This is a genomic window from Sphingomonas pollutisoli (assembly GCF_029167165.1).
Lineage (GTDB): Bacteria > Pseudomonadota > Alphaproteobacteria > Sphingomonadales > Sphingomonadaceae > Sphingomonas > Sphingomonas pollutisoli.
On the sequence record NZ_JARFNJ010000004.1, the window covers coordinates 34,791 to 54,424 of the forward strand.

Sequence of the window (19,634 nt, forward strand, 5' to 3'; positions counted from 1 at the left end):
AAACGAAGGCTCAGTGCCCGAGAATGAGCGGCAGCTTGGCCTCGCCGAGCATGCGTTTGGTCACGCCACCGAAGGTTTCCATGAGGCGGCCATGGCCATAGGCGCCCATCAGCACATAATCGGCACGGAAGGCGATCGCCTCGGCCGCGATCAATTGATCGGCGGCCTCTGCGCCATTCTCGATGATCCGTAGCGTGGCATGAACATCGTGCCGGGACAGATATTCGGCGGCCAGCGCCGGTTCGACAGTCTCGGCGCTGCCACGCGCCATGAAGATCTCGACGGCCTCGGCGCACCGCAGCAGCGGCACACAGGCTCGCAGAGTCGCCGCCGCGGACGCTTGCCCGTCCCAGGCGACGAGCGCCCGATCGAGAGCGAGCCGCTTGCAATCGTCAGGAACCGCGACGATCGGCGCGCGCGCGTGCATGAGGATGCGGCTCGCGATGTCGCGCATGTCGGGGTTGCGGCTGAGGACGATAATGTCCGCGAGTGTCGCGGCGTCACACACCCCATCGACCAGATTGCCCGTGACATCGGCCCAATCCCACGGGACATCCTCATGCGCCAGGCGCGCTTCGAGCACGGCCTTGTTCTTGCCCTCGCGTTCGCGCTCGTCGCTCAGCATCGCCTCGGCGACACCGGTCGAATAATAGTCTCCCACCAGTTCGGGGTATATCGAGACGTCGATGCAGCTCAGATGGCCGTTCAGCGCCCGCGTCAGATCGAGCGCCGCCTGCAGGCGAGCTTCCTGACCTGCGTCGTCATGTACCAAGAGAAGAACGTTCTTCATCGTCGCCTCCACCGTCATGTCCCGAACGCTATGGGAGGCGCCGCCTGGTCGATATGCGGGATGCTACTTAACCGGAGACGCCGCAGACGACACTGCGCGAAGCTCGGACCCGCCCGGGTTCGGGCACGCCGTCAGGCCGTAGCGGCGCGAGCGACCCTCTGCTGGACGGTTTCTCCGCGTCTGGATTCGGAAAGCGCGCCAAACGGCCGAGCGCGACGATCGATCGAGGGGATCGAAAGCAAGGTCGGCAGAATGATCGCGACGGCGGTCCCGCCGCCGGCCCGGCTGCGGATATGCAAATGTCCGTGGCTCGCGCGGACGAAGTCATGGACGCGAGAGAGGCCGGCGCCATGCGCGCTGCCAGTGTCCGCGCCGCGCCGGGCGCGTTCCAGCACGTCCGGCGCCATGCCGCGCCCGTCATCGCAGATCAGTATCCAGAGCCGCGCACCGACACGGGCGCTGCGCACCAGGATCGTGCGCGCATGGGCAGCATGCGCATTGGCGATGAGTTCGAGGACGCTCGCGTCGAACGCGGCCGGGTCGATCCGCGACCGCGATTCGGGCACGCCGATCTCCAGATCGAACTCGATTCTCGACCCCGCCAGGGCGTCCATCATCGGTGCGAGGCCCGCGAGTCGCACGCCCACATCGATCGCCTGGTAGGACGGCGGATGATCCCCGGCGCGAAGAAGATCGCTGGTCAGGCGGCCACCTTGAATGGCGGCATGCTCGATGGCTTCGAGCAGCGTGATCCGCTGCGTCTGCACGGGGTCACGGGCCAGGATGTTCTTCGCGGCGACGACGATGCCGAACAGGTTGCGTAGGTCGTGGATCGCCTGCCGCTGCGGCGGCGACGACGCGAACGAAACCGGCGTGGCTCGTGCCTGTGGGTTGCTCTTGTGGTACATCGTGGGGCCCTCCGGTGTCTGGTTCGAGTCCCTTGTGGGTCAGGCGTCACGCCCGCCCCATTCGCAATCCACCGTACGGGCAAGGCCATATGGTACCGATCCCCGCATGCCGAACGCCGCGCCGCCGATAACAATCGGGCGGGCGACGACCAGCCATATCGGGAGATTTACGGACAGAGATGGGCGGCGCGTGCGCCTATCGTGACGCCAAGCCGCCGGGCCGCGAGGGCGCCGTTCGGTGATGCCGACGTGAAAGGACAGGCCATGCGCGGTTGCTGGATCTGGATCATTCCCATCGCCGCGCTCGCATCGTGCGAACCGCACGCACCGGAGCAGCCCGAAAAGCAGACGACGCAAGCGCCCGTGAACCAAGTCGCGGCGGTCATCGCGTTGCCGCCGGGTCAGCGCGAGGGCGTGTTCTTCCGCGCGATCCGCGACGCGGATCTCGACTGCCAGGAGATCAAGACCGTCGAGCAGCTCGCCCCCGAAGGCGGGGCGCAGCAGTGGAGGGTGACGTGTGAGGACCGTGTTCCACACCTCATCTCGATCCCGCCGCAGGGCCCCGCGATCGTCACAAGTCGCACCGCGCCGCGCTCTTGATCGCCGGAACGCTCGCCCGGTGGCAGTCGCAATCGTCGAACACGGAGGATCAAATGGCAACGCATGCATTCGAGGCGCAACTGCGCGTCAAATCGCTCGATACCGAAAGTTGGGGCTGGTTCGTAGGAACGGGCGCCGCCTTGGCCCTGCTCGGGTTCATCGCCTCGGCAAACCTGCTTCTGGCGGCGATCGCCGCGACCTATGTGGTGGGCGCGGCGATGTTCGCGGGCGGCATCCTGATGCTGGTTCACGCCTTTGGTGTGCGGCGCTGGGGCTGGGCAGCGTTCTGGGCGCTGTCGGGCCTGCTATACCTCTCCGCCGCTGCTGCGGTACTCTACCAGCCGCTGCTTGCCGCGGGACTGATCGTGCTCGTCCTGGCCGCCTCGATCGGCGCCTCCGGTCTGGTTCGGGTCGGCGTCGCTCTAGGCGCGCGGGGGCATGGCTGGGGCTGGATGCTGGCTTCCGGCCTCATCAGCATCGCGGCGGCGGTGCTCATCGCGATCGGCTGGCCCGCCAATGCGATCTGGGTGCTGGGCTTCATCCTCGCGATCGATCTGCTCTTCCAGGGATCGATGCTGATGCTGGTCGGGTTTACACTCAGGAGCCAGCGGACGACCTGATGATCGACCGCGCGCGAGGAGCGGACCCATGCCGGTGATGCGCGCCATGGTCTTCGACGGGCCGGGCCAACCGCTTCATGCGCGGGAGAGTGCGGTTCCCCGCCCCGGCCCAGGCGAATTGCTGATCGAGGTCAGCGCCTGCGGAGTCTGCCGCACCGATCTGCATGTCGCCGACGGCGAGATCGCCGCGCAATATCCGATTGTCCCCGGCCACGAAATCGTCGGCCGCGTGGTGACGATGGGGGCGGACGTGAAAGGCTTCGCGAATGATGATCGCGTAGGCGTGCCGTGGCTCGGCTCCACCTGCGGGCGCTGTCCTTATTGTCACGGCGGCCGCGAGAACCTTTGCGATCACCCGCAGTTCACCGGCGCGACACGCGACGGCGGCTATGCGACCCATGTCGTCGCCGACGCGCGCTTCTGCTTCGCCCTGCCCGCGCGCTTTTCCGATGTCGAAGCCGCACCATTGCTGTGCGCGGGTCTTATCGGCTGGCGCGCGCTCCGGCTGGCCGGGCCGGGCCGCAGCATCGGGCTGTATGGGTTCGGCGCCGCCGCGCATCTGCTGACGCAGATCGCGATCGCACAAGGGCGGGACGTCTATGCGTTCACGCGCGACGACGACACGAACACGCAAACCTTCGCTCGCTCGCTGGGTTGCGTCTGGGCCGGCGGCTCTTCGACCGCGACGCCGGTTCCCCTCGACGCCGCGCTGATCTTCGCGCCCGTGGGCGCGCTCGTGCCGCTCGCGCTCAAAGCCGTGAAGAAGGGCGGCCGGGTGGTGTGTGCTGGCATCCACATGAGCGACATCCCAAGCTTTCCCTATGCCGATCTCTGGGAAGAGCGGGAGATCCTCTCGGTCGCTAACCTCACCCGCGAGGACGGCGAAACCTTCTTCGCGGCGATCGGCGCCATGCCGCTCAAGATCGTCACGCAGACCTTCGCGCTCGACGAAGCCAACGTCGCGCTCGAGCGGTTGCGCGCGGGCGCGATCACCGGGGCCGCCGTGATCCTGCCCCACCGCGATGCCCAAAGCCCCGAATTATCGTCCGGGTTCGAGCCTGACCCTGTCGAGCCGTAGGGCGTTCAGCACGACCGTCAGCGAGGATAGCGCCATCGCGGCGCCCGCGAACATCGGCGAGAGCAGAATACCAAAGCCGGGATAGAGCACGCCGGCAGCGATCGGAACGCCGATACCATTGAAGAAAAAGGAAAAGAAAAGGTTCTGGCGGATATTCGCCATTGTCGCGCGGGCCAGTCGGCGGGCGCGCACCATCGCCGCGAGATCACCCTTGGTGAGCGTCAGGCCGGCGCTCTCGATCGCGACATCGGTGCCGGTCCCCATCGCCACGCCGACATCGGCGGTGGCGAGCGCGGGCGCGTCGTTGATACCATCGCCGGCCATGGCGACGCGCGCTCCCCCCGATCGCAGCGCCGCGACGACGCGTGCCTTGTCGGCGGGCCGCAGATCGGCGCGTACCTCGTCGATCCCGCCGAGGGCCCGCGCGACCGCCTCCGCCGTGGCTTGGCCATCGCCAGTCAGCATGACGATCCGCAGCCCTTCGGCGCGAAGCGCCGTAATCGCCGCCTGCGCGGACTCGCGGATCGGATCAGCGACCGCGAGCAATCCCGCCGCGCGCCCATCGACCGCGACCATCATCACGCCCGCGCCAGCGACGCGGTGCCGCTCGGCGGCATCCAACAGAAGCCGTGGATCCGCGCCGACGCCACGCATCTGGGCATCGTTACCGACCGCCACGACGCGTCCATCGACAGTGGCGCGGACGCCAAGCCCCGTCTGAGACTCGAAGCCTTCGGCGCGCCCAAGCGCCAGGCCACGCTGCTTCGCGCCCTCGACCATGGCGCGCGCCAGCGGATGTTCGGAGCCGACCTCGACCGCAGCGGCCAGCGCCAGCAACGCGTCCGCCGGTATGTCGCCAACCGGTTCGACCGCGATCAGCTTCGGCTTACCTTCGGTGAGCGTACCCGTCTTGTCGATCACCAGCGTATCCACCGTGTCGAGCGCCTGGAGCGCTTCGGCGTTCTTGACGAGCACGCCCGCCCGCGCGCCGCGCCCGGTGCCGACCATGATCGACATGGGCGTGGCGAGCCCGAGCGCGCAAGGGCAGGCGATGACCAGCACCGCAACCGCATTCAACAGGGCGTGGCCGATGCGCGGCTCTGGCCCGATCAAGCTCCAGACGAGAAACGTGACGACGGCGATCATCACCACGGCCGGAACGAACCAGCTCGCGACACGGTCGGCCACTGCCTGGATCGGGGCGCGGCTGCGCTGCGCCTCGGCTACCATCGCGACGATGCGCGCCAGCATGGTGTCGGCGCCGACGGCCTGCGCCTCCATGATCAGGCTGCCCGTATCGTTGATGGTGCCGCCGGTGAGCCGATCGCCCGGCGCCTTGGGCACGGGCGCCGGTTCTCCGGTTAGCATCGCCTCGTCCACCGATGACCGCCCGTCGATCACCGTGCCATCCGCCGGAATTGCCTCACCCGGTCGGACGCGCAGCCGATCCCCCACCGCGACGTCCGCGAGCGGCACGTCCCGTTCGCCGCTCGCGTCGATGCGGCGCGCCGTCTTGGGCGCGAGATCAAGGAGCGCGCGAACCGCGCGGCCGGTGGCGGCGCGCGCCCGAAGCTCCAGCACCTGCCCTGCCAAGACCAGCGCCACCACCACACCCGCGGCTTCATAGTAAACGGGCGGCATGCCGCCGTGTGTATGCGCGGTTCCCCGGAATGCAGCGGGCGCGATCGTCGCGCCGAGACTATAGAGGAACGCCGCTCCGACCCCGAGCGCGATGAGGGTGAACATATTATAGTGGCCGGAACGGACCGACCCCCAACCCCGCTCGAAGAACGGCAGCCCCGCCCAAAGCACGATAGGCGCGGTAAGCGCGAGCTGGAACCAGGGCGACACCGCCGCCGGGACCAGGTGCAGCCCCAGCATCTCTCCGCCCATCGAGAGCAGCAGCAACGGCACGCACAGGACGGTGCTTACCCACAGGCGGCGCGTGAAATCGAGCAGCTCGGGGTTTCGATCCTGATCCGTGCTCGGCTCCGCCGGCTCCAGCGCCATGCCGCAGATCGGGCAAGCACCCGGACCATCTCGCCGGACCTGCGGGTGCATCGGACAGGTCCAGGTTCCAGCAGTGGACATCAACGGCGCCGCAGCACCGCTCCCGCCACCCACCTCGCCGTCGCGCGCGACGGTGAGCGCTCCTTCTTCTCGATGGCCGAGCATAGCGTAATCCCCCATTCTCAACGATCCCCCCGCATGCGCGTTCCAATATCCGGCACGGCTCGCGCTTCTACAGGGAAGCGGCGCCAGAGACGATCGCGCTCACCGGCCGCCGGGCCGAGAACGGCATGGCGGACCCATGGCCGAACCGCATCACGATATCCGGTCTGCGATCGGGCAAGCCAGCCCAGCGCGCGAGTTCGCCGCGCAGCGCGGGAACTTCGACGGGTTGATTGACGAAGGCGCATTTCATGCCGAGCGCGGTCGCCTGAAGCGCGAAGCGCTGGCAGGCCCGTCCCGCCTGTACCCAGGATTCGCGGGTGGCGCCTCGCGCTACGAAAATGGCGATGCCCGCCGATGAGCGTAGCTGCCTGGCATATTTGTCGTTTTCGGCATCGACGCGGAACGCCAGATCGAACATCAGCCGACCCAGCCACGTCGGCGCGATCGGGTTTCCGCTCAGGACGCTGAACAAGCCATCCCCGCTCGCAAGCGCCGAACGAGGATTGAAGCGGAGCCAGCCCCTCAGTTCACGCAGGAATGCGCGATCGGCCATTTGCGCGCGATTGCCGGCGACCACGAGGTCCAGCACGCTTTCGATCTGCGCGCGAGCGGTCGCGATGATTACATCGACGCCGCGCACTTCCGCTGCAACCTCTAGCGCCTTCAGGTCGGAGACGGCGGCAGGGTGACCGTCATATTCCGCCCGCGTTGATTGGCGGCGCGGGATCGCCTCGAACAATGGCGACGATTCCGGTCGGCCCGGCGCGAACTCGAGAAGGATCTGACCGGAGCCGGCGAGATCAGACCACACGGCCCCTCCCCGGCCTCGCGCGGCAGCCGCCAGCACGAGGTTCTCCAGCGCGCAGCCGAGGCTCACGAAGAGATGATGGTCGTCGGGATCGACCGCTGGGGTGCGACGGCTGTAGTCTGGACGGATTCCGATACGGTGTGGATCGAGCTGGAAACGCCACGGCTGCACGTTGTGGCCGCTCGGCGCCAGCGCGGCGTATCGTACGAGGTCCAACAGTCCGGCGCGGTCGCCGAGCGGCGCACGCTCGGCCGCGACCGCCGCGGTGTAATCCGCCATCGAGCCGGTACGCGACGCATCCAGCGCCGCCGCACCGCCGGCTCCCGCCACGACCAAGCCCCCGCCGACAAGCATCTGGCGGCGGTTCATCATCATCGTGCCCGACGAGAACGAGACGTCGCTACGCGAAGACCACATGGTCCTCCCGACAGATTGCCTGCACCGCCGATCGTGCCGTCATCAGGCCGCTTGGAAGGCCGCCGCCGGGTTGAACCCAATGGCCAGCCATCAGGAAGCGCTTCAGGCGCGGCAGCGTCTGTGGAAGAGTGCCAAAGCCGGTCTCCGGGGTCATCAGCCAGCCTTCCATGCTGCCCTGCCAGTTTCCGGTGAAGCGGATGACGGTAGCCGGCGTGGAGACGTCAACGATCTCGATATCGTCACGGACACCGGGAAGGCGCCGACCGAGAACCTCGATCACGGCCTCGGCGGCGCGGTGTTTCGCCGCTTGGTAGGCGGTGGGATCGTCATGGCGCAGGCCGGCCCACCATGCGCTGTTCCGTGTCGGCAGGAAGCAGGTGACCGCCGTCTTGCCCGCGGGAGCAAAGGTCGGATCGTAGTTGAAGATGCGGAACGCCAGCGCGTCCAGGCGGGTTAGCGGATCGACCTCGACAGGCGACTCGGCGCGAAGCGTGAGATAGCCCGGCTCACCGGACAACGGGCGTGCCAAGCCGAGGGAAACTTGCACATAGGAGGGAAAGGCCTCGTAGCGGGCGAAGGCCTTGTCGAACGCCGGATCGTGATAGCGGCCGCCAAGAAGCGCGTGCAAAGTCGCGTGACCGTCGGCCGCCGAGATCACCCAATCGGCCGGGACGATCTCGCCAGAATCGAGCACAACGCCAAAGGCGGTATCGTTTTCGACGAGGATGCGCTCGACGCGGGTCTCATAGCGGATCGTGCCGCCGAGCGCCTGCAGACGATCGACGACCGATCGGATGAGGGCCTGCGAGCCGCCGATCGCATAGCCGGCGTTTCGCCCGCTCATCCAGGCCAGCGACAGGATCAGCGCAAGCGCCGAGAGGTTCGGCGTCGCCCCATCCCGAAAGAAGGAGCGCAACAGGGGGTTGCGGAAGCGCAGGCCGTAGTCACCGAGGCTGATATGCGCGAGACGCCAGACGAGTGGCAGATCGGGCAGCATCCTGAACATGCTCGCTAGCCTCGCGAGCCCGGATTCGCCGATCGGCGGCATCGGCAGATCGACGAGTTGGCGGACTGCCTTGGTCAGATGCCGGATTTCGTTTTCGTCCTCCGGTCCCACGGACAGGAGTTCCGCCTCGAGCCGCCCGACATCGGTGTAGATGCACAACTGCGCGCCACGCTCATCCTCAATTCTCAGGAATTCGTCATGGTCGACGAAGCGGAGCGAGTCGATTTCGCAGACCTCCTGCCATTCGGCGTGCAAAACGCCCCCGGGCCGCGAGCCCACGAGCCAGTGCATACACGTTTCGAAAACATAGTCGCCGCGTCGCCAGCTCGTGGCGAGGCCACCGGCACGATCATGCTGCTCGACGAGTTCGACGGCGTACCCGCACTTGCGCGCATACACCGCCGCGCACAGCCCGGCGATGCCGGCGCCGATGACGACGATCTTGCGTTCACCCGGCATGACGTTCGACCTTCTGGCGCGAGATATGCGCCGGCCCCCGCATGGCCAAAATGCGCGCGCCAACGCCCGCCTCACGCCGGAGGACTCGAGCCGCTCTGCCGCTCGCGACCGTCGCCCCGTCATCGGCGACACCGGGGAGCGCCCTCGCGAACGCGTCGCTATCGGGGTTGGCGGCGGTGTATGACATCGATGTCGTGTCCTTGCGGGGGTGCCGTCCGTCATCGAGAACGATCTGTGGTCGTCGCGCAAATACAGCTTTGGTCGGCGGGGTAGATATTCGGGTTATTACTGAAGAACCCCTCGTCTCGGCGACGGTAAACACGCTACCAACGGCGCCGAAACGATCTTGGGAAAACTACGTGTGTCGCCGTCGAGACGCCCGGGTCTATATGGACGGACATGCCAAGGAGGATCGTATGAGCGATCCAAATGCTTATGATCGTCGCCGGGCCGCTGAAATTCGCCAGCGCGCGGCGAGCATTCAGAATGTGGCGCTACGTCGACAATATCTTGAGCTTGCCAAGATCTATGAAGCGCGCGCGGCATCGGCGGGGGCTGGCGCACGAGGTAGGCACGATGGTGATCGACGCATCGACAATCCGTAACCGCCTGCTGAAGCTGATGCCAGCCGACACGCTCGAGCGCCTGCTGCCGCATCTGCGGCCAGCGGTCATGCTGAGCGGAATGACGATCGACCACATCGATGGCCCCATCACGCAGATGTACTTCATCAACCGCGGCCTCGTTTCGCTGGTGAAAGTGATGCGGGATGGCCGGACGGTGGAGGTCGGTGCCGTTGGAATCGAAGGGGTGACCGACCCGACCGCCCTCTTCGGCATCGATGAGGCGATCGTCGAGACGATGGTCCAGATTCCCGGGGACGCCTTTCGCATCGACCGGAGGATTCTGGTGGAGGAGATGGCAACCGACCCCGCGCTTTCGCGGGTGATGCAGCAATATACCCGCTTCGCGATCGGCCAGTTCGCGCAAACCGCAGCGTGCAATCGGCTCCACACGCTCGAAGAGCGGTGCTGCCGCTGGATTCTCACCGGCCAATATTGCGCGGGATCAGACACGTTCAACCTAACCCACGAGTTCTTGGGGATGATGCTCGGCGGTCCACGTTCTAGCGTGTCGCTCACGGCGAAAGTGCTTCAGCGCGCGGGCTGCATCGATTACGTGCGAGGCCGCCTGACCGTGCTGGATCGCGACGCGCTTGAATCACTGGCGTGTGAGTGCTATTTTGAGACAAGAAATGCGATCGCCGTACTCTATGGGGCGGACGATTCGTCGCAGTTGATCGCTTCGATCTGATCTATGTTGGATTCGAACATACGTCGCCGAGTACCCCTGATTACCTTCCGGTCGGAAACCGTTCAAATTTCGACTCAGGAGTTAGCTATGATAAACCGGCGAGGTTCATTGCAAAATGAACTGCACGCCGTCAGAATAGCGATCATCGACGCCGAACGTGACATCTTGCAGTGGAACGCCCAGCGCCAGCGATCGTCTTTGGCGGGGCTGAACTGCGCGTCCCGGACGCGCCACCTTGAAGCGCGTTTGACCGCGCTACACCAGCGCCGGGCAGCCCTCATCGCGAGGATAACTGCGGGGGACGACGATTCCTTCCCCAAGGCGCCCCCTCCGGCACCGATGCAAGATAAGCCTCACCGGATCGCCTGATTGCCTGGGTGACCCCGCCAGCAGGCGGTCGCGCTTGGCGGTTGAAGGTTGTCGGCAATCGCGCCACGGTCGGCGCATGCGTATCCTGCTCCCACCGGTCCTTTCGGCCGCCATCCTGTCCGCCTCGCCTGCAGTGGCGGAAGCGCCCGACCCGGCGCGTCTGAAGGCGACCGTCGAGAAGCTGGTGAGCTTCGGCACCCGCCACACGCTTTCCTCGCCCGATGACCCCGTGCGCGGCATCGGCGCGGCGCGGCGCTGGGCGGGAGCGGAGTTGACCCACCTCGCCGATGCTTGCGGTGGCTGCATCACCGTCGCGAACATCGCCCGCACCTTCACCGGCCCGCGTGCGCCGCAAGGCGCGGAGATCGTCGATGTGCTGGGGTTCCAGCAAGGCACCGAGCCCAAGCGAGTCGTCATCGTGGGCGCGCATATCGACAGCCGCGTCACCGACGTGATGAACGCCACCGCCGATGCTCCGGGCGCCAATGACGACGGCTCGGGCGTCGCGCTGGTGCTGGAAGCGGCGCGCATCCTCTCGAAGGAGAAGTTCCGCGCCACGATCGTCTACGCGATCTTCTCCGGTGAAGAGCAGGGATTGTGGGGCAGCCAGTTGCTCGCCGAGACGGCCAAGGCGAAGAACTGGACCGTCACCGCGATGCTCAACAACGATATCGTCGGCAACACGATCGGCCAGAACGGCGCGCGCGTGGCGGATCGCGTACGGGTGTTCTCCGAAGGCTTGCGCGCCGCTGACGACCTGCCCGCGTACCTCGCGGCGCGCGGTAACGGCGGCGAAGACGATTCGCCGTCGCGCAGCCTCGCCAAAGCGGTCCGCGACATCGCAACCTCGCTACCGGGCGGCCTCGACGTGTTCGTCGACCGTCGGCCCGACCGGCTCGGACGCGGTGGCGATCATGAACCATTCCTCAAACTCGGGTACCCGGCGATCCGCTTCACGGTCGGCGCGGAGAATTGGGATCAGCAGCATCAGGATATCCGAACCGAAAACGGCGTCAGCTACGGCGACACGGTCGACAAGATGGATTTCGACTATCTCGCCAAGGTGGCCGCGATCAACGTCGCGACGATCCGCCGCCTCGCCGCCGCCCCGCCCGCGCCGAACAGCGCCACGATCACGGGCGGCGGCACCGACGACACGACCGTCGCGTGGCAAGCCGTTCCGGGCGCGACACGCTATCGCATCCATTGGCGCCGTACGGATGCACAGGACTGGCAGCAGGCGCTCGACGTGCCCGCCGCCGAGACGACGCATCTCCTGAAGAACGTGGTCGTGGATGACTGTTTCTTCGGCGTGAGCGCGGTGGGGACCGACGGTGCGGAAAGCGTGGTGACGTTCGCCGGCCAGCCCGCGCGGTAAAGGCGTCTGCTTCTCTGATCGTGCGCTTCGATCAGTCTCATTACGCGAGATCAATGGTCGTGCGGCGCAGCGCTTGCTACGGGCCCCCCATGTCCTACAAACTGCCCGCCGTCGCGACCGCTCCTTTCTGCCCGTCCGAAGTTCGTGGCGCGGTCGCGGTTCCCGCCGGCTTGCCGCTGTGGCGCAAGCTGCTCCGCGCGGCCGGGCCGGGTTTGCTCGTCGCGGTCGGCTATATGGACCCAGGCAATTGGGCGACCGATATCGCGGCGGGGTCGCGCTTCGGCTATGATCTGCTTTTCGTCGTGCTGCTCACCAGCCTCGCTGCGATCCTGTTGCAATCGCTGGCGATGCGGCTGGGCCTCGTGGCCGGGCATGATCTCGCGCGAATGGCACGCGAGCGATATTCGCGCGGCGCGACCGTGGGGCTCTGGCTGCTTGCGGAACTGGCGATCGTCGCGACCGACGTGGCGGAAGTGCTGGGCAGCGCGCTCGCCTTCAACCTGCTGCTCGGCGTGCCCCTCTGGCTCGGCGTGTTGTTGACGGCGCTGGATACGATCGTCGTGCTCGGGCTGAAAGGCAACGGCTTCCGCCAGGTGGAGGCGATCATCCTCGGGCTGGTGACGACGATCGCGGTGTGCTTCGCCGTGCAACTCGTCATCGCCGGCCCGAGCCTGTCAGGCATCCTGCATGGTGCCGTCCCCAAACTCGACGTGTTCTCCGATCCGCAGGCGATCTATCTCGCGGTCGGCATTCTCGGCGCGACGGTGATGCCGCACAACCTCTACCTGCATTCGTCGATCGTCCAGACGCGCGTGACCGCGCCCGGCGAAGCCGCGCTCAAGCAATCGCTGCGTTTCGCAACCGTCGATATCGTCGTTTCGCTGCTGCTCGCGACATTGGTCAACGGAGCGATCCTGACGCTGGCGGCGGCGACCTTCCACGACAGCGGCTATGCCAATGTCGCGGAAATCGAGGAAGCCTATCATCTGCTCGCGCCGCTGACCGGCGCGGCGGCGGCGGCGATCCTGTTCGGCATCGCGCTGTTCGCCTCCGGGCAGAGCGCGACCTTCACCGGGACGATCGCGGGCCAGGTCATCCTCGAAGGCTTCCTCGATCTCAAGATTCCCTGCTGGCAGCGCCGCATCATCACGCGCGGGCTGGCGCTGGTGCCGGCGCTTGCTGGCGTGCTGTGGCTGGGCGATCACGCGGTCGGCAAGCTGCTGGTGCTGACGCAGGTGGTGCTGTCGCTGCAACTGCCGTTCGCGATCTACCCGCTGATACGCTTCACCAGCGATCGTGGCATCATGGGCGTCCATGCCAGCGGCGCGGCTGTGCGTGTCGCCGCCTGGGGCGTGTTCGCGGTGATCGTCGCGGCCAATCTGTGGCTGATCGTGCAGATGGTGTGAACGCGTTTCGGAACATCGCCGACGCCGGGGCATTTCTCTGTGACCACAACAGGGAAACGCCCGTGACCGACCAGCCCCCGCCCCGCAATGCCGGCAAGGCCGCCATCGTCGTCGTCGCGATCGTCGTCGCGGTGATCGTCGCAGTCTTCATCGGGCTGAACGCATCGCACTACAGGTCGCTTCAGCAGCAGCAGAACGGCCAGGACGCGCCCGATTCCGCCAAGCGCGGTCCGCAGGATCTCGGCACCGAGAACCAGCAATAGCCGACATCCCCGACGCCGCAGCGTCGGGGACTGAGCGGATCAGGCGACGACGCTCGCCACCGCGTCCAGCTCGATCAGTACCGCCTCCGACAGGTCGAGATCGGCGGCCGCGAGGTTCTCGGCCAGATGCGCCACGCTCGACGTGCCGGGGATCAGCAGGATGTTCGGCGCGCGCGCCAGCAACCAGGCGAGCGCAACCTGCATCGACGTCGCGCCGAGCCGCTCCGCCACCGTCGCCAGCCCGTCCGACTGGATCGGTGTGAAGCCGCCAAGCGGGAAGAACGGCACATAGGCGATGCCCTGCGCGGCGAGCGTATCGACCAAAGCGTCGTCCTCGCGATGGACGAGGTTATACTGGTTCTGCACGCACACCACCGGCGCGATCGTCTGTGCCTCGGCAACCTGCGCGGCGGTCACGTTGCTTACACCGAGGTGTCGGATCAGCCCCTGTTCGCGCAACCGCGCGAGCGTCGAGAATTGTGGCTCGATCGAACCTTCCGAGGGGACATGTATATCGCCCATCACCCGCAAATTGACCACGTCGAGTACATCGAGCCCAAGGTTGCGCAGATTGTCGTGCACCGCCTGCGTCAGTTCGGCCGGGCTTTGCGCGGGCAGCCACGAGGCATCGTCGCCGCGCACCGCGCCGACCTTGGTGACGATCGTGAGGCCATCACGATACGGGTGAAGCGCTTCGCGGATGATCTGGTTGGTGACGTGCGGGCCATAGAAATCGCTCGTGTCGATATGGTCGACACCCGCCTCGACGGCGGTGCGCAGCACGGCGAGCGCCGCGTCGCGATCCTTCGGCGGTCCGAATACGCCCGGCCCGGCAAGTTGCATCGCGCCATAGCCCATGCGGTTGACGGTGCGGTCGCCCAAACGGAACGTACCGGCTTTGGCAAGATCGGTCATGACACATCTCCTTGTTGGTGACGGCGATATGGACTTCGCTCGATCATCCGATAAGCCATCACAATCGGAACGGGCCGTGCGAAGGATCGAACAATGGCGACGGAACTCGACGATCTCGCGACCTTCGTCGCGATCGTGCGGGCGGGCGGCTTTCGCGATGCCGCGCGCGCGAGCGGCGGCTCGGCCTCGGGGCTGAGCGAAGCGGTCAGGCGGTTGGAAGCACGGCTCGGCGTGCGTCTGCTCCACCGCACCACGCGCAGCATCGCGCCGACCGCGGCGGGCGCGCGCCTGTTCGAGCGGCTATCGCCCGCGCTCGCCGAGGTCCGCGCCGCGCTCGACGTGGTCAACACCTTCAGGGATCGCCCCGCCGGCACGCTGCGGCTTAACGTCCCCGCCAACGTCGGGCGCACCGTGCTGCCAGCGATTCTCCCCGCCTTCCTCACCGCGTACCCGGACATCCGCGTCGAAGTGACCGTCGAAGACGGGTTCGTTGACATCCTCGCGTCGGGCGCGGACGCCGGCATCCGCTACGAGGAGCGGCTCGAACAGGATATGATCGCGGTCCCGATCGGCCCGCGCACGCAGCGCTTTCTCACCGCCGCCGCCCCCGCCTATCTCGCTGCGCGCGGCCGGCCCGGCCATCCGCAGGATCTGCTCGGACACGCCTGTTTGCGCGGGCGCTTTTCGGGCGGTGCCGGCCCGGTGTGGGAATTCGAGCGCGCCGGCGAGATCGTCCGCGTCGATCCGACCGGTCCGCTCGTCGCGCAACCGGGGCTCGCCTGCGACCTGCTCATCGAGGGCGCGATCGCCGGTCTGGGTGTCATCCATCTGTTCGAGGACTGGCTCGCGCCGCATATCGCGCGCGGTGCGCTCGAGACCGTGCTCGACGATTGGTGCGAGCCGTTCTCCGGCCCGATCCTCTATTATCCGGGCCGCCGCTACCTGCCCGCGCCGCTGCGCGCCTTCGTCGACTTCATCAAGGCGCATCCGTACGAATGAGCCTCTTCCCTTGAAACATCAGTAGGTTGCCCCATATTCAGGTAATTGTTCAACGACAGAAAGGAAGTGGTCGAATGTCTCATTGTTTCATGCCGCTCATGGCGGACCTGCTGAGCACGACTCCCGCCCGCGGGGCTGTCCGGCTCTAACGGACCAAGCCATCAGTGGCTGGCAATGGAAAGGCCGTCCCGCAAGGGGCGGCCTTTTGTCTTGGCGCCACCCCGCCCCCCCGTTGGTCCCGCCCCCCCGTTGGTCCCGCCCCCCCGTTGGTCCCGCCCCCCCGTTGGTCCCGCCCCTCCGTTCCTCCCGAGCGAAGTCGAGGGACCGGCCCGGCGCGCGGGTGCCTCGACTTCGCTGGACACGAACGGTTGCGGACAAGGGCTTTTCGCTCAAATGCTATCTACCAGACAGAGCACTTCACCGCGCCCAGCCCGCTTCGGCCGGCTCCAGCGCATCGAGAAACGCCTCCGCACTCGCCCGATACGCTTCCCGCACCTCCGGCTTCATCCGGTCCCAGGTGCCGTACATATTGGCCATGCGCCGGTTACGCCGGAAGCGGCCTTCGTGCCGAGCGAGAAAATCCCAGTACAAAGCATTGAACGGGCAGGCATCCGGCCCGGTCTTCTGCTTCACATCGTAACGGCACCGCCCGCAATGGTCTGACATGCGATCGACATACGCGCCGCCGCTGGCATAGGGCTTGGTCGCCATCCGTCCGCCGTCGGCATGCTGGCTCATGCCGATCACATTGGGCAGTTCGACCCATTCATAGGCATCGGCATAGACGACGAGGAACCAGTCCGCGACCTCCTGCGGCCGCACCCCCGCAAGCATCGCGAAATTGCCGAGCACCATGAGGCGCTGGATATGATGGGCATAGGCATTGTCGCGCGTGTTGCGGATTGCTTCGGCGAGGCACAGCATGTCGGTCTCCCCGGTCCAGTAGAAGCCGGGCAACGGCCGCGTCGCCGCCAATGCATTGGCATCGGCGACATCGGGCATCTCCAGCCAATAATAGCCGCGCACATATTCGCGCCAGCCGATGATCTGGCGGATGAACCCCTCCGCTGCGTTGAGCGGCACATGCCCCGCCGCATAGGCGTCCGCCGCGGCGCGCGCGACCTCGATCGGGGTGAGCAGCCCAAGGTTGAGCGCGGGGCTGAGCCAGCTATGGTACAACCAGTCCTGCCCCGTCACCATCGCGTCCTGATAGGTGCCGAAATCGGGCAGTGCGGTGCGAACGAAATGCTCGAGCGCGCGCCGCGCCTGCGCCGCCGTGACCGGCAGCGAGAAGCTTTCCAGCCGCCCGAAATGCCCGGCGAACCGCTCCGCCACCAGCGTCATCACCTCGCGGGTGATCGCGTCGGGAACGAACGCCATCGGTTCGGGATAGTTGAGCCCGCGCTTGGGTGGCACGCGGTTTTCCTTGTCGAGGTTCCACTGACCGCCCTCAGGCCGGCCGTTCGCGGTCATCAGCAACCCCGTCTTGCGGCGCATCTCGCGGTAGAAGAACTCCATCACGAGATCGTCGCGCGATTGCGCCCAGGTCTGAAATTCGAGGATGCCACAGATGAAGCGATCGTCGATCAGCAGCTCGACCGGCACGCCGAAACGCTTGGCCCAGCCCTGGATCATCGTCAGCACGCGCCACTCACCCGGCTCGACGATGCGGATCGCGTAGGGCCGGTGCCGCTCGACCGCGCGCGCGATCTCGCCGGTGAAGCTGCCGCTGTTGGCGGGGTCGTCGAGCCGCACATAGTCGACCGCCCAGCCGGCCGCACGCAACTCCTCCGCGAAATGACGCATCGCGGAGAAGATCAGCGCGATCTTGGCCTTGTGGTGCCGCACATAGGTCGTCTCTTCAGCCACCTCCATCATCAGCAGCACCGCATCGGCGCGCGCGACGCCCTGCAAGGACGCGAGATCATGCGAAAGCTGGTCGCCGAGGATCGGAATGAGGATGGTCATGCTAGCATCCAACGCGCCGGAGGCGCTGCGGATGCGTAGATGCGGGTTGTGTCGTCGCTATCCTGCTCTACACGCACGTCTTTGCAGCCGGAATCGCGGCGCGACGGGAGAGGACGAATGATGATCTGGAAGACGATCGCGGCCACAGTGGCACTGGCCGGCCTCACCTTCCCGGCGTTCGCGCAAGACGGTACACCGCGTCAGGTCTCCATCACCGTCGATGCCAGCCGCAGCGTCGGCAGCTTACCGCCGACATGGCGCTTCTTCGGCGCCGACGAGCCGAATTACGCGACGATGAAGGACGGCCGCAAATTGCTGGTCGAACTCGGCGCGCTGAAATCGGGCGATGTCTATTTCCGGGCGCACAATCTGCTGATCAGCGGGGACGGGACGCCCGCGTTCAAATGGGGCAGCACCAACGCCTATACGGAGGACAAGGCCGGCAAGCCGGTTTACGACTGGACGATCGTCGATGGCATCATCGACACGTACCGCGCGCAAGGCATCCATCCCTATCTCCAGATCGGCTTCATGCCGGAGGCGCTGTCGAGCGCGCCGACGGGCGTGCCGTACCGGCACGCCTGGCAGCCTGGCGTCGATTACGGAAAGATCGCGACGGGATGGAGCTATCCACCGAAGGATTACGCGAAATGGGGTGAACTGGTCTATCAATGGACTCGCCATAACGTCGAACGGTATGGCCGCGCTGAAGTCGAGCGCTGGTTTTTCGAAGTCTGGAACGAACCCAATCTCGACTTCTACTGGCGCGGCAGCCCGCAAGATTTCTACAAGATGCACGATTACGCCATCGCCGGAGTACGCCGCGCCTTGCCGACCGCGCGCGTCGGCGGCCCGGACGTGGCGGGCGCGGGCGGCGCTTTCATGGACGGTTTCCTTCAGCACGTCACCGCGGGCAGGAACTATGCGACCGGCCGGATCGGCACTCCGACCGACTTCCTTTCGTTCCACGCCAAGGGCAAGCCCACCATCGTCGATGGGCACGTCCGGATGGGCATCGCCACGCACCTGATGGCGGCTGATGGGGGCTTCACCAAAGTCCTCTCCGTCCCGACCCTCGCCGGCAAGCCCGTCGTCATCGGCGAGAGCGATCCCGAAGGCTGCGCCGCCTGCCCCGGCCCGGAGAATGCCTATCGCAACGGCACGATGTATTCGAGCTATACCGCCGCCAGTTTTGCGCGGATCTGGGAACTTGCCGCCAAGCGCAAGGTCAAGCTGGCAGGCATCATATCCTGGTCGTTCGAATTCGAGGGCCAGCCGTGGTTCGCGGGCTATCGCCAGCTTGCCACCAACGGCGTCGATTTGCCCGTGCTCAACGTCTTCCGCCTGTTCGCGAAGCTCGGCGAGACGCGGCTCGCCAGCACCAGCAGCGCGCAAATCCCGCTTGAGGCCGTGATGGCGAACGGCGTTCGGGGGACGCCGGACGTCGGCACTCTCGCCACCCGCACCGCCGACGGCAAGCTCGCGGTGCTGGTCTGGCACTATCACGACGACGATGTCGCCGGCGCCGACGCGCAGGTCCGCATCAGCCTGACCGGCCTGCGCCGCGCAGCCGCGTCGGCGACGGTGTGGCGCGTCGACCCCACCCACGCGAACGCCTTCGCGGCATGGCGCGCGATGGGTTCGCCGCAGTCGCCCGACGCGGCGCAATACGCCGCGCTGGAAGCCGCGTCACGGATGCACCCCGAGACGGTTGACGTCACCCCGGGCGCAGCCGGCGCGGCGACGCTCGACCTGCCGCTCGCGCGGCAGGGCGTCGCGTTGGTTCTGCTCGACGGCGCGCGCTGAAATCGAGAATTGGCAAGCCGTGCGGCTTGGGTTAGATGCAGCGGCGAAGCCCGTGATCGGGCTTCGATGATCGCGCCGGTGCCCCGCGAGGGGCTTGAATGGGAATGCGGTGCGGGGTTCTCCCCAAATCCGCGGCTGTCCCTGCAACTGTGAGCGGTGAGCGAGGGCATCATGCTCCTTCGGGAGCGGCCACTGGACCGGAGCATCCACGGATGCTCCTTCTGGGAAGGCGATGCCGCAGCGTTGACCCGCGAGCCAGGAGACCTGCCGGCGATAGGGTCGCTCTTGCTTCGGTCCAGGGGATGGCCGCGGCACGGTTCTCCGTCTGAGCGACGAGCCTGTGCGGCTGGGGCTG

17 protein-coding genes and 1 riboswitch are annotated in these 19,634 nt (G+C 66.6%); of the genes, 10 read left to right on the plus strand and 7 right to left on the minus strand.

Annotated elements, in window-relative coordinates; genetic code table 11:
• Positions 1 to 10: 10 nt before the first annotated feature.
• Positions 11 to 790, minus strand: a complete 780-nt coding sequence (locus PX554_RS09500; RefSeq protein WP_275501074.1) for a universal stress protein — start codon at positions 788 to 790, stop codon at positions 11 to 13.
• Positions 791 to 921: 131 nt separating this feature from the next.
• The gene (locus PX554_RS09505) at positions 922 to 1,698 is read right to left on the minus strand and encodes a sensor histidine kinase (protein ID WP_275501076.1); all 777 of its coding nucleotides are present in this window, start codon (positions 1,696 to 1,698) and stop codon (positions 922 to 924) included.
• Positions 1,699 to 1,962: 264 nt separating this feature from the next.
• Between PX554_RS09505 and PX554_RS09510 the strand changes: the two genes are divergently transcribed.
• Genes PX554_RS09510 through PX554_RS09520 form a run of 3 tightly spaced genes read left to right on the plus strand, consistent with a single transcriptional unit; the run spans position 1,963 to position 3,996 of the window.
• Positions 1,963 to 2,298: a hypothetical protein gene (locus PX554_RS09510; protein ID WP_093219171.1), complete on the plus strand. Its 336-nt coding sequence runs from the start codon at positions 1,963 to 1,965 to the stop codon at positions 2,296 to 2,298.
• A gap of 53 nt (positions 2,299 to 2,351) precedes the next feature.
• Complete coding sequence (locus PX554_RS09515) at positions 2,352 to 2,918, plus strand: HdeD family acid-resistance protein (RefSeq protein WP_275501081.1); 567 nt, start codon at positions 2,352 to 2,354, stop codon at positions 2,916 to 2,918.
• Positions 2,919 to 2,946: 28 nt separating this feature from the next.
• Complete coding sequence (locus PX554_RS09520; RefSeq protein ID WP_420833445.1) at positions 2,947 to 3,996, plus strand: zinc-dependent alcohol dehydrogenase family protein; 1,050 nt, start codon at positions 2,947 to 2,949, stop codon at positions 3,994 to 3,996.
• On the opposite strand, the gene PX554_RS09525 is transcribed toward PX554_RS09520, so the two are convergent.
• From PX554_RS09525 to PX554_RS09535, 3 genes are all read right to left on the minus strand, one after another.
• Entirely contained in the window at positions 3,958 to 6,171 is a 2,214-nt protein-coding gene (locus PX554_RS09525) for a copper-transporting P-type ATPase (RefSeq protein WP_275501083.1), read from the minus strand. The genes PX554_RS09520 and PX554_RS09525 overlap by 39 nt on opposite strands.
• Positions 6,172 to 6,238: 67 nt before the next feature.
• A complete protein-coding gene (locus tag PX554_RS09530) occupies positions 6,239 to 7,396 on the minus strand; it encodes an Acg family FMN-binding oxidoreductase (RefSeq protein ID WP_275501085.1) in 1,158 nt (385 codons plus the stop codon).
• Positions 7,380 to 8,984, minus strand: coding sequence for a phytoene desaturase family protein (locus tag PX554_RS09535; protein ID WP_275501950.1), 1,605 nt, complete (start codon positions 8,982 to 8,984; stop codon positions 7,380 to 7,382). Before PX554_RS09535 ends, PX554_RS09530 begins: the two co-directional genes overlap by 17 nt.
• A 293-nt stretch (positions 8,985 to 9,277) precedes the next feature.
• Between PX554_RS09535 and PX554_RS09540 the strand changes: the two genes are divergently transcribed.
• The 5 genes from PX554_RS09540 to PX554_RS09560 all read left to right on the plus strand — a co-directional run bounded on the left by PX554_RS09540 (position 9,278) and on the right by PX554_RS09560 (position 13,591).
• Positions 9,278 to 9,466: a hypothetical protein gene (locus tag PX554_RS09540; RefSeq protein ID WP_176786959.1), complete on the plus strand. Its 189-nt coding sequence runs from the start codon at positions 9,278 to 9,280 to the stop codon at positions 9,464 to 9,466.
• Complete coding sequence (locus PX554_RS09545; protein WP_176786960.1) at positions 9,438 to 10,175, plus strand: Crp/Fnr family transcriptional regulator; 738 nt, start codon at positions 9,438 to 9,440, stop codon at positions 10,173 to 10,175. Before PX554_RS09540 ends, PX554_RS09545 begins: the two co-directional genes overlap by 29 nt.
• 445 nt (positions 10,176 to 10,620) lie before the next feature.
• On the plus strand, positions 10,621 to 11,922 hold the full coding sequence (locus tag PX554_RS09550) for a M28 family metallopeptidase (protein WP_275501090.1): 1,302 nt from the start codon (positions 10,621 to 10,623) through the stop codon (positions 11,920 to 11,922).
• An 89-nt stretch (positions 11,923 to 12,011) separates the two neighbouring features.
• Entirely contained in the window at positions 12,012 to 13,328 is a 1,317-nt protein-coding gene (locus tag PX554_RS09555; protein ID WP_093221601.1) for an Nramp family divalent metal transporter, read from the plus strand.
• Positions 13,329 to 13,390: 62 nt separating this feature from the next.
• Entirely contained in the window at positions 13,391 to 13,591 is a 201-nt protein-coding gene (locus PX554_RS09560; protein ID WP_143023257.1) for a hypothetical protein, read from the plus strand.
• A 39-nt stretch (positions 13,592 to 13,630) separates the two neighbouring features.
• Here PX554_RS09560 and PX554_RS09565 read toward each other — a convergent pair whose 3' ends face one another.
• Positions 13,631 to 14,506, minus strand: coding sequence for an aldo/keto reductase family oxidoreductase (locus tag PX554_RS09565; protein ID WP_093219194.1), 876 nt, complete (start codon positions 14,504 to 14,506; stop codon positions 13,631 to 13,633).
• Between the two features lie 93 nt (positions 14,507 to 14,599).
• Here PX554_RS09565 and PX554_RS09570 point away from each other — a divergent pair, with 93 nt between their 5' ends.
• Positions 14,600 to 15,505: a LysR family transcriptional regulator gene (locus tag PX554_RS09570; RefSeq protein ID WP_275501098.1), complete on the plus strand. Its 906-nt coding sequence runs from the start codon at positions 14,600 to 14,602 to the stop codon at positions 15,503 to 15,505.
• Positions 15,506 to 15,922: 417 nt separating this feature from the next.
• Here the strand turns inward: PX554_RS09570 and PX554_RS09575 are convergent, their stop codons facing one another.
• Entirely contained in the window at positions 15,923 to 17,473 is a 1,551-nt protein-coding gene (locus tag PX554_RS09575; protein WP_275501101.1) for a cryptochrome/photolyase family protein, read from the minus strand.
• Between the two features lie 117 nt (positions 17,474 to 17,590).
• On the opposite strand from PX554_RS09575, the gene PX554_RS09580 reads away from it, so the two are divergent.
• A complete protein-coding gene (locus tag PX554_RS09580; RefSeq protein WP_275501103.1) occupies positions 17,591 to 19,279 on the plus strand; it encodes a GH39 family glycosyl hydrolase in 1,689 nt (562 codons plus the stop codon).
• Positions 19,280 to 19,338: 59 nt separating this feature from the next.
• Positions 19,339 to 19,565, plus strand: a riboswitch (cobalamin riboswitch).
• Positions 19,566 to 19,634: the final 69 nt, after the last annotated feature.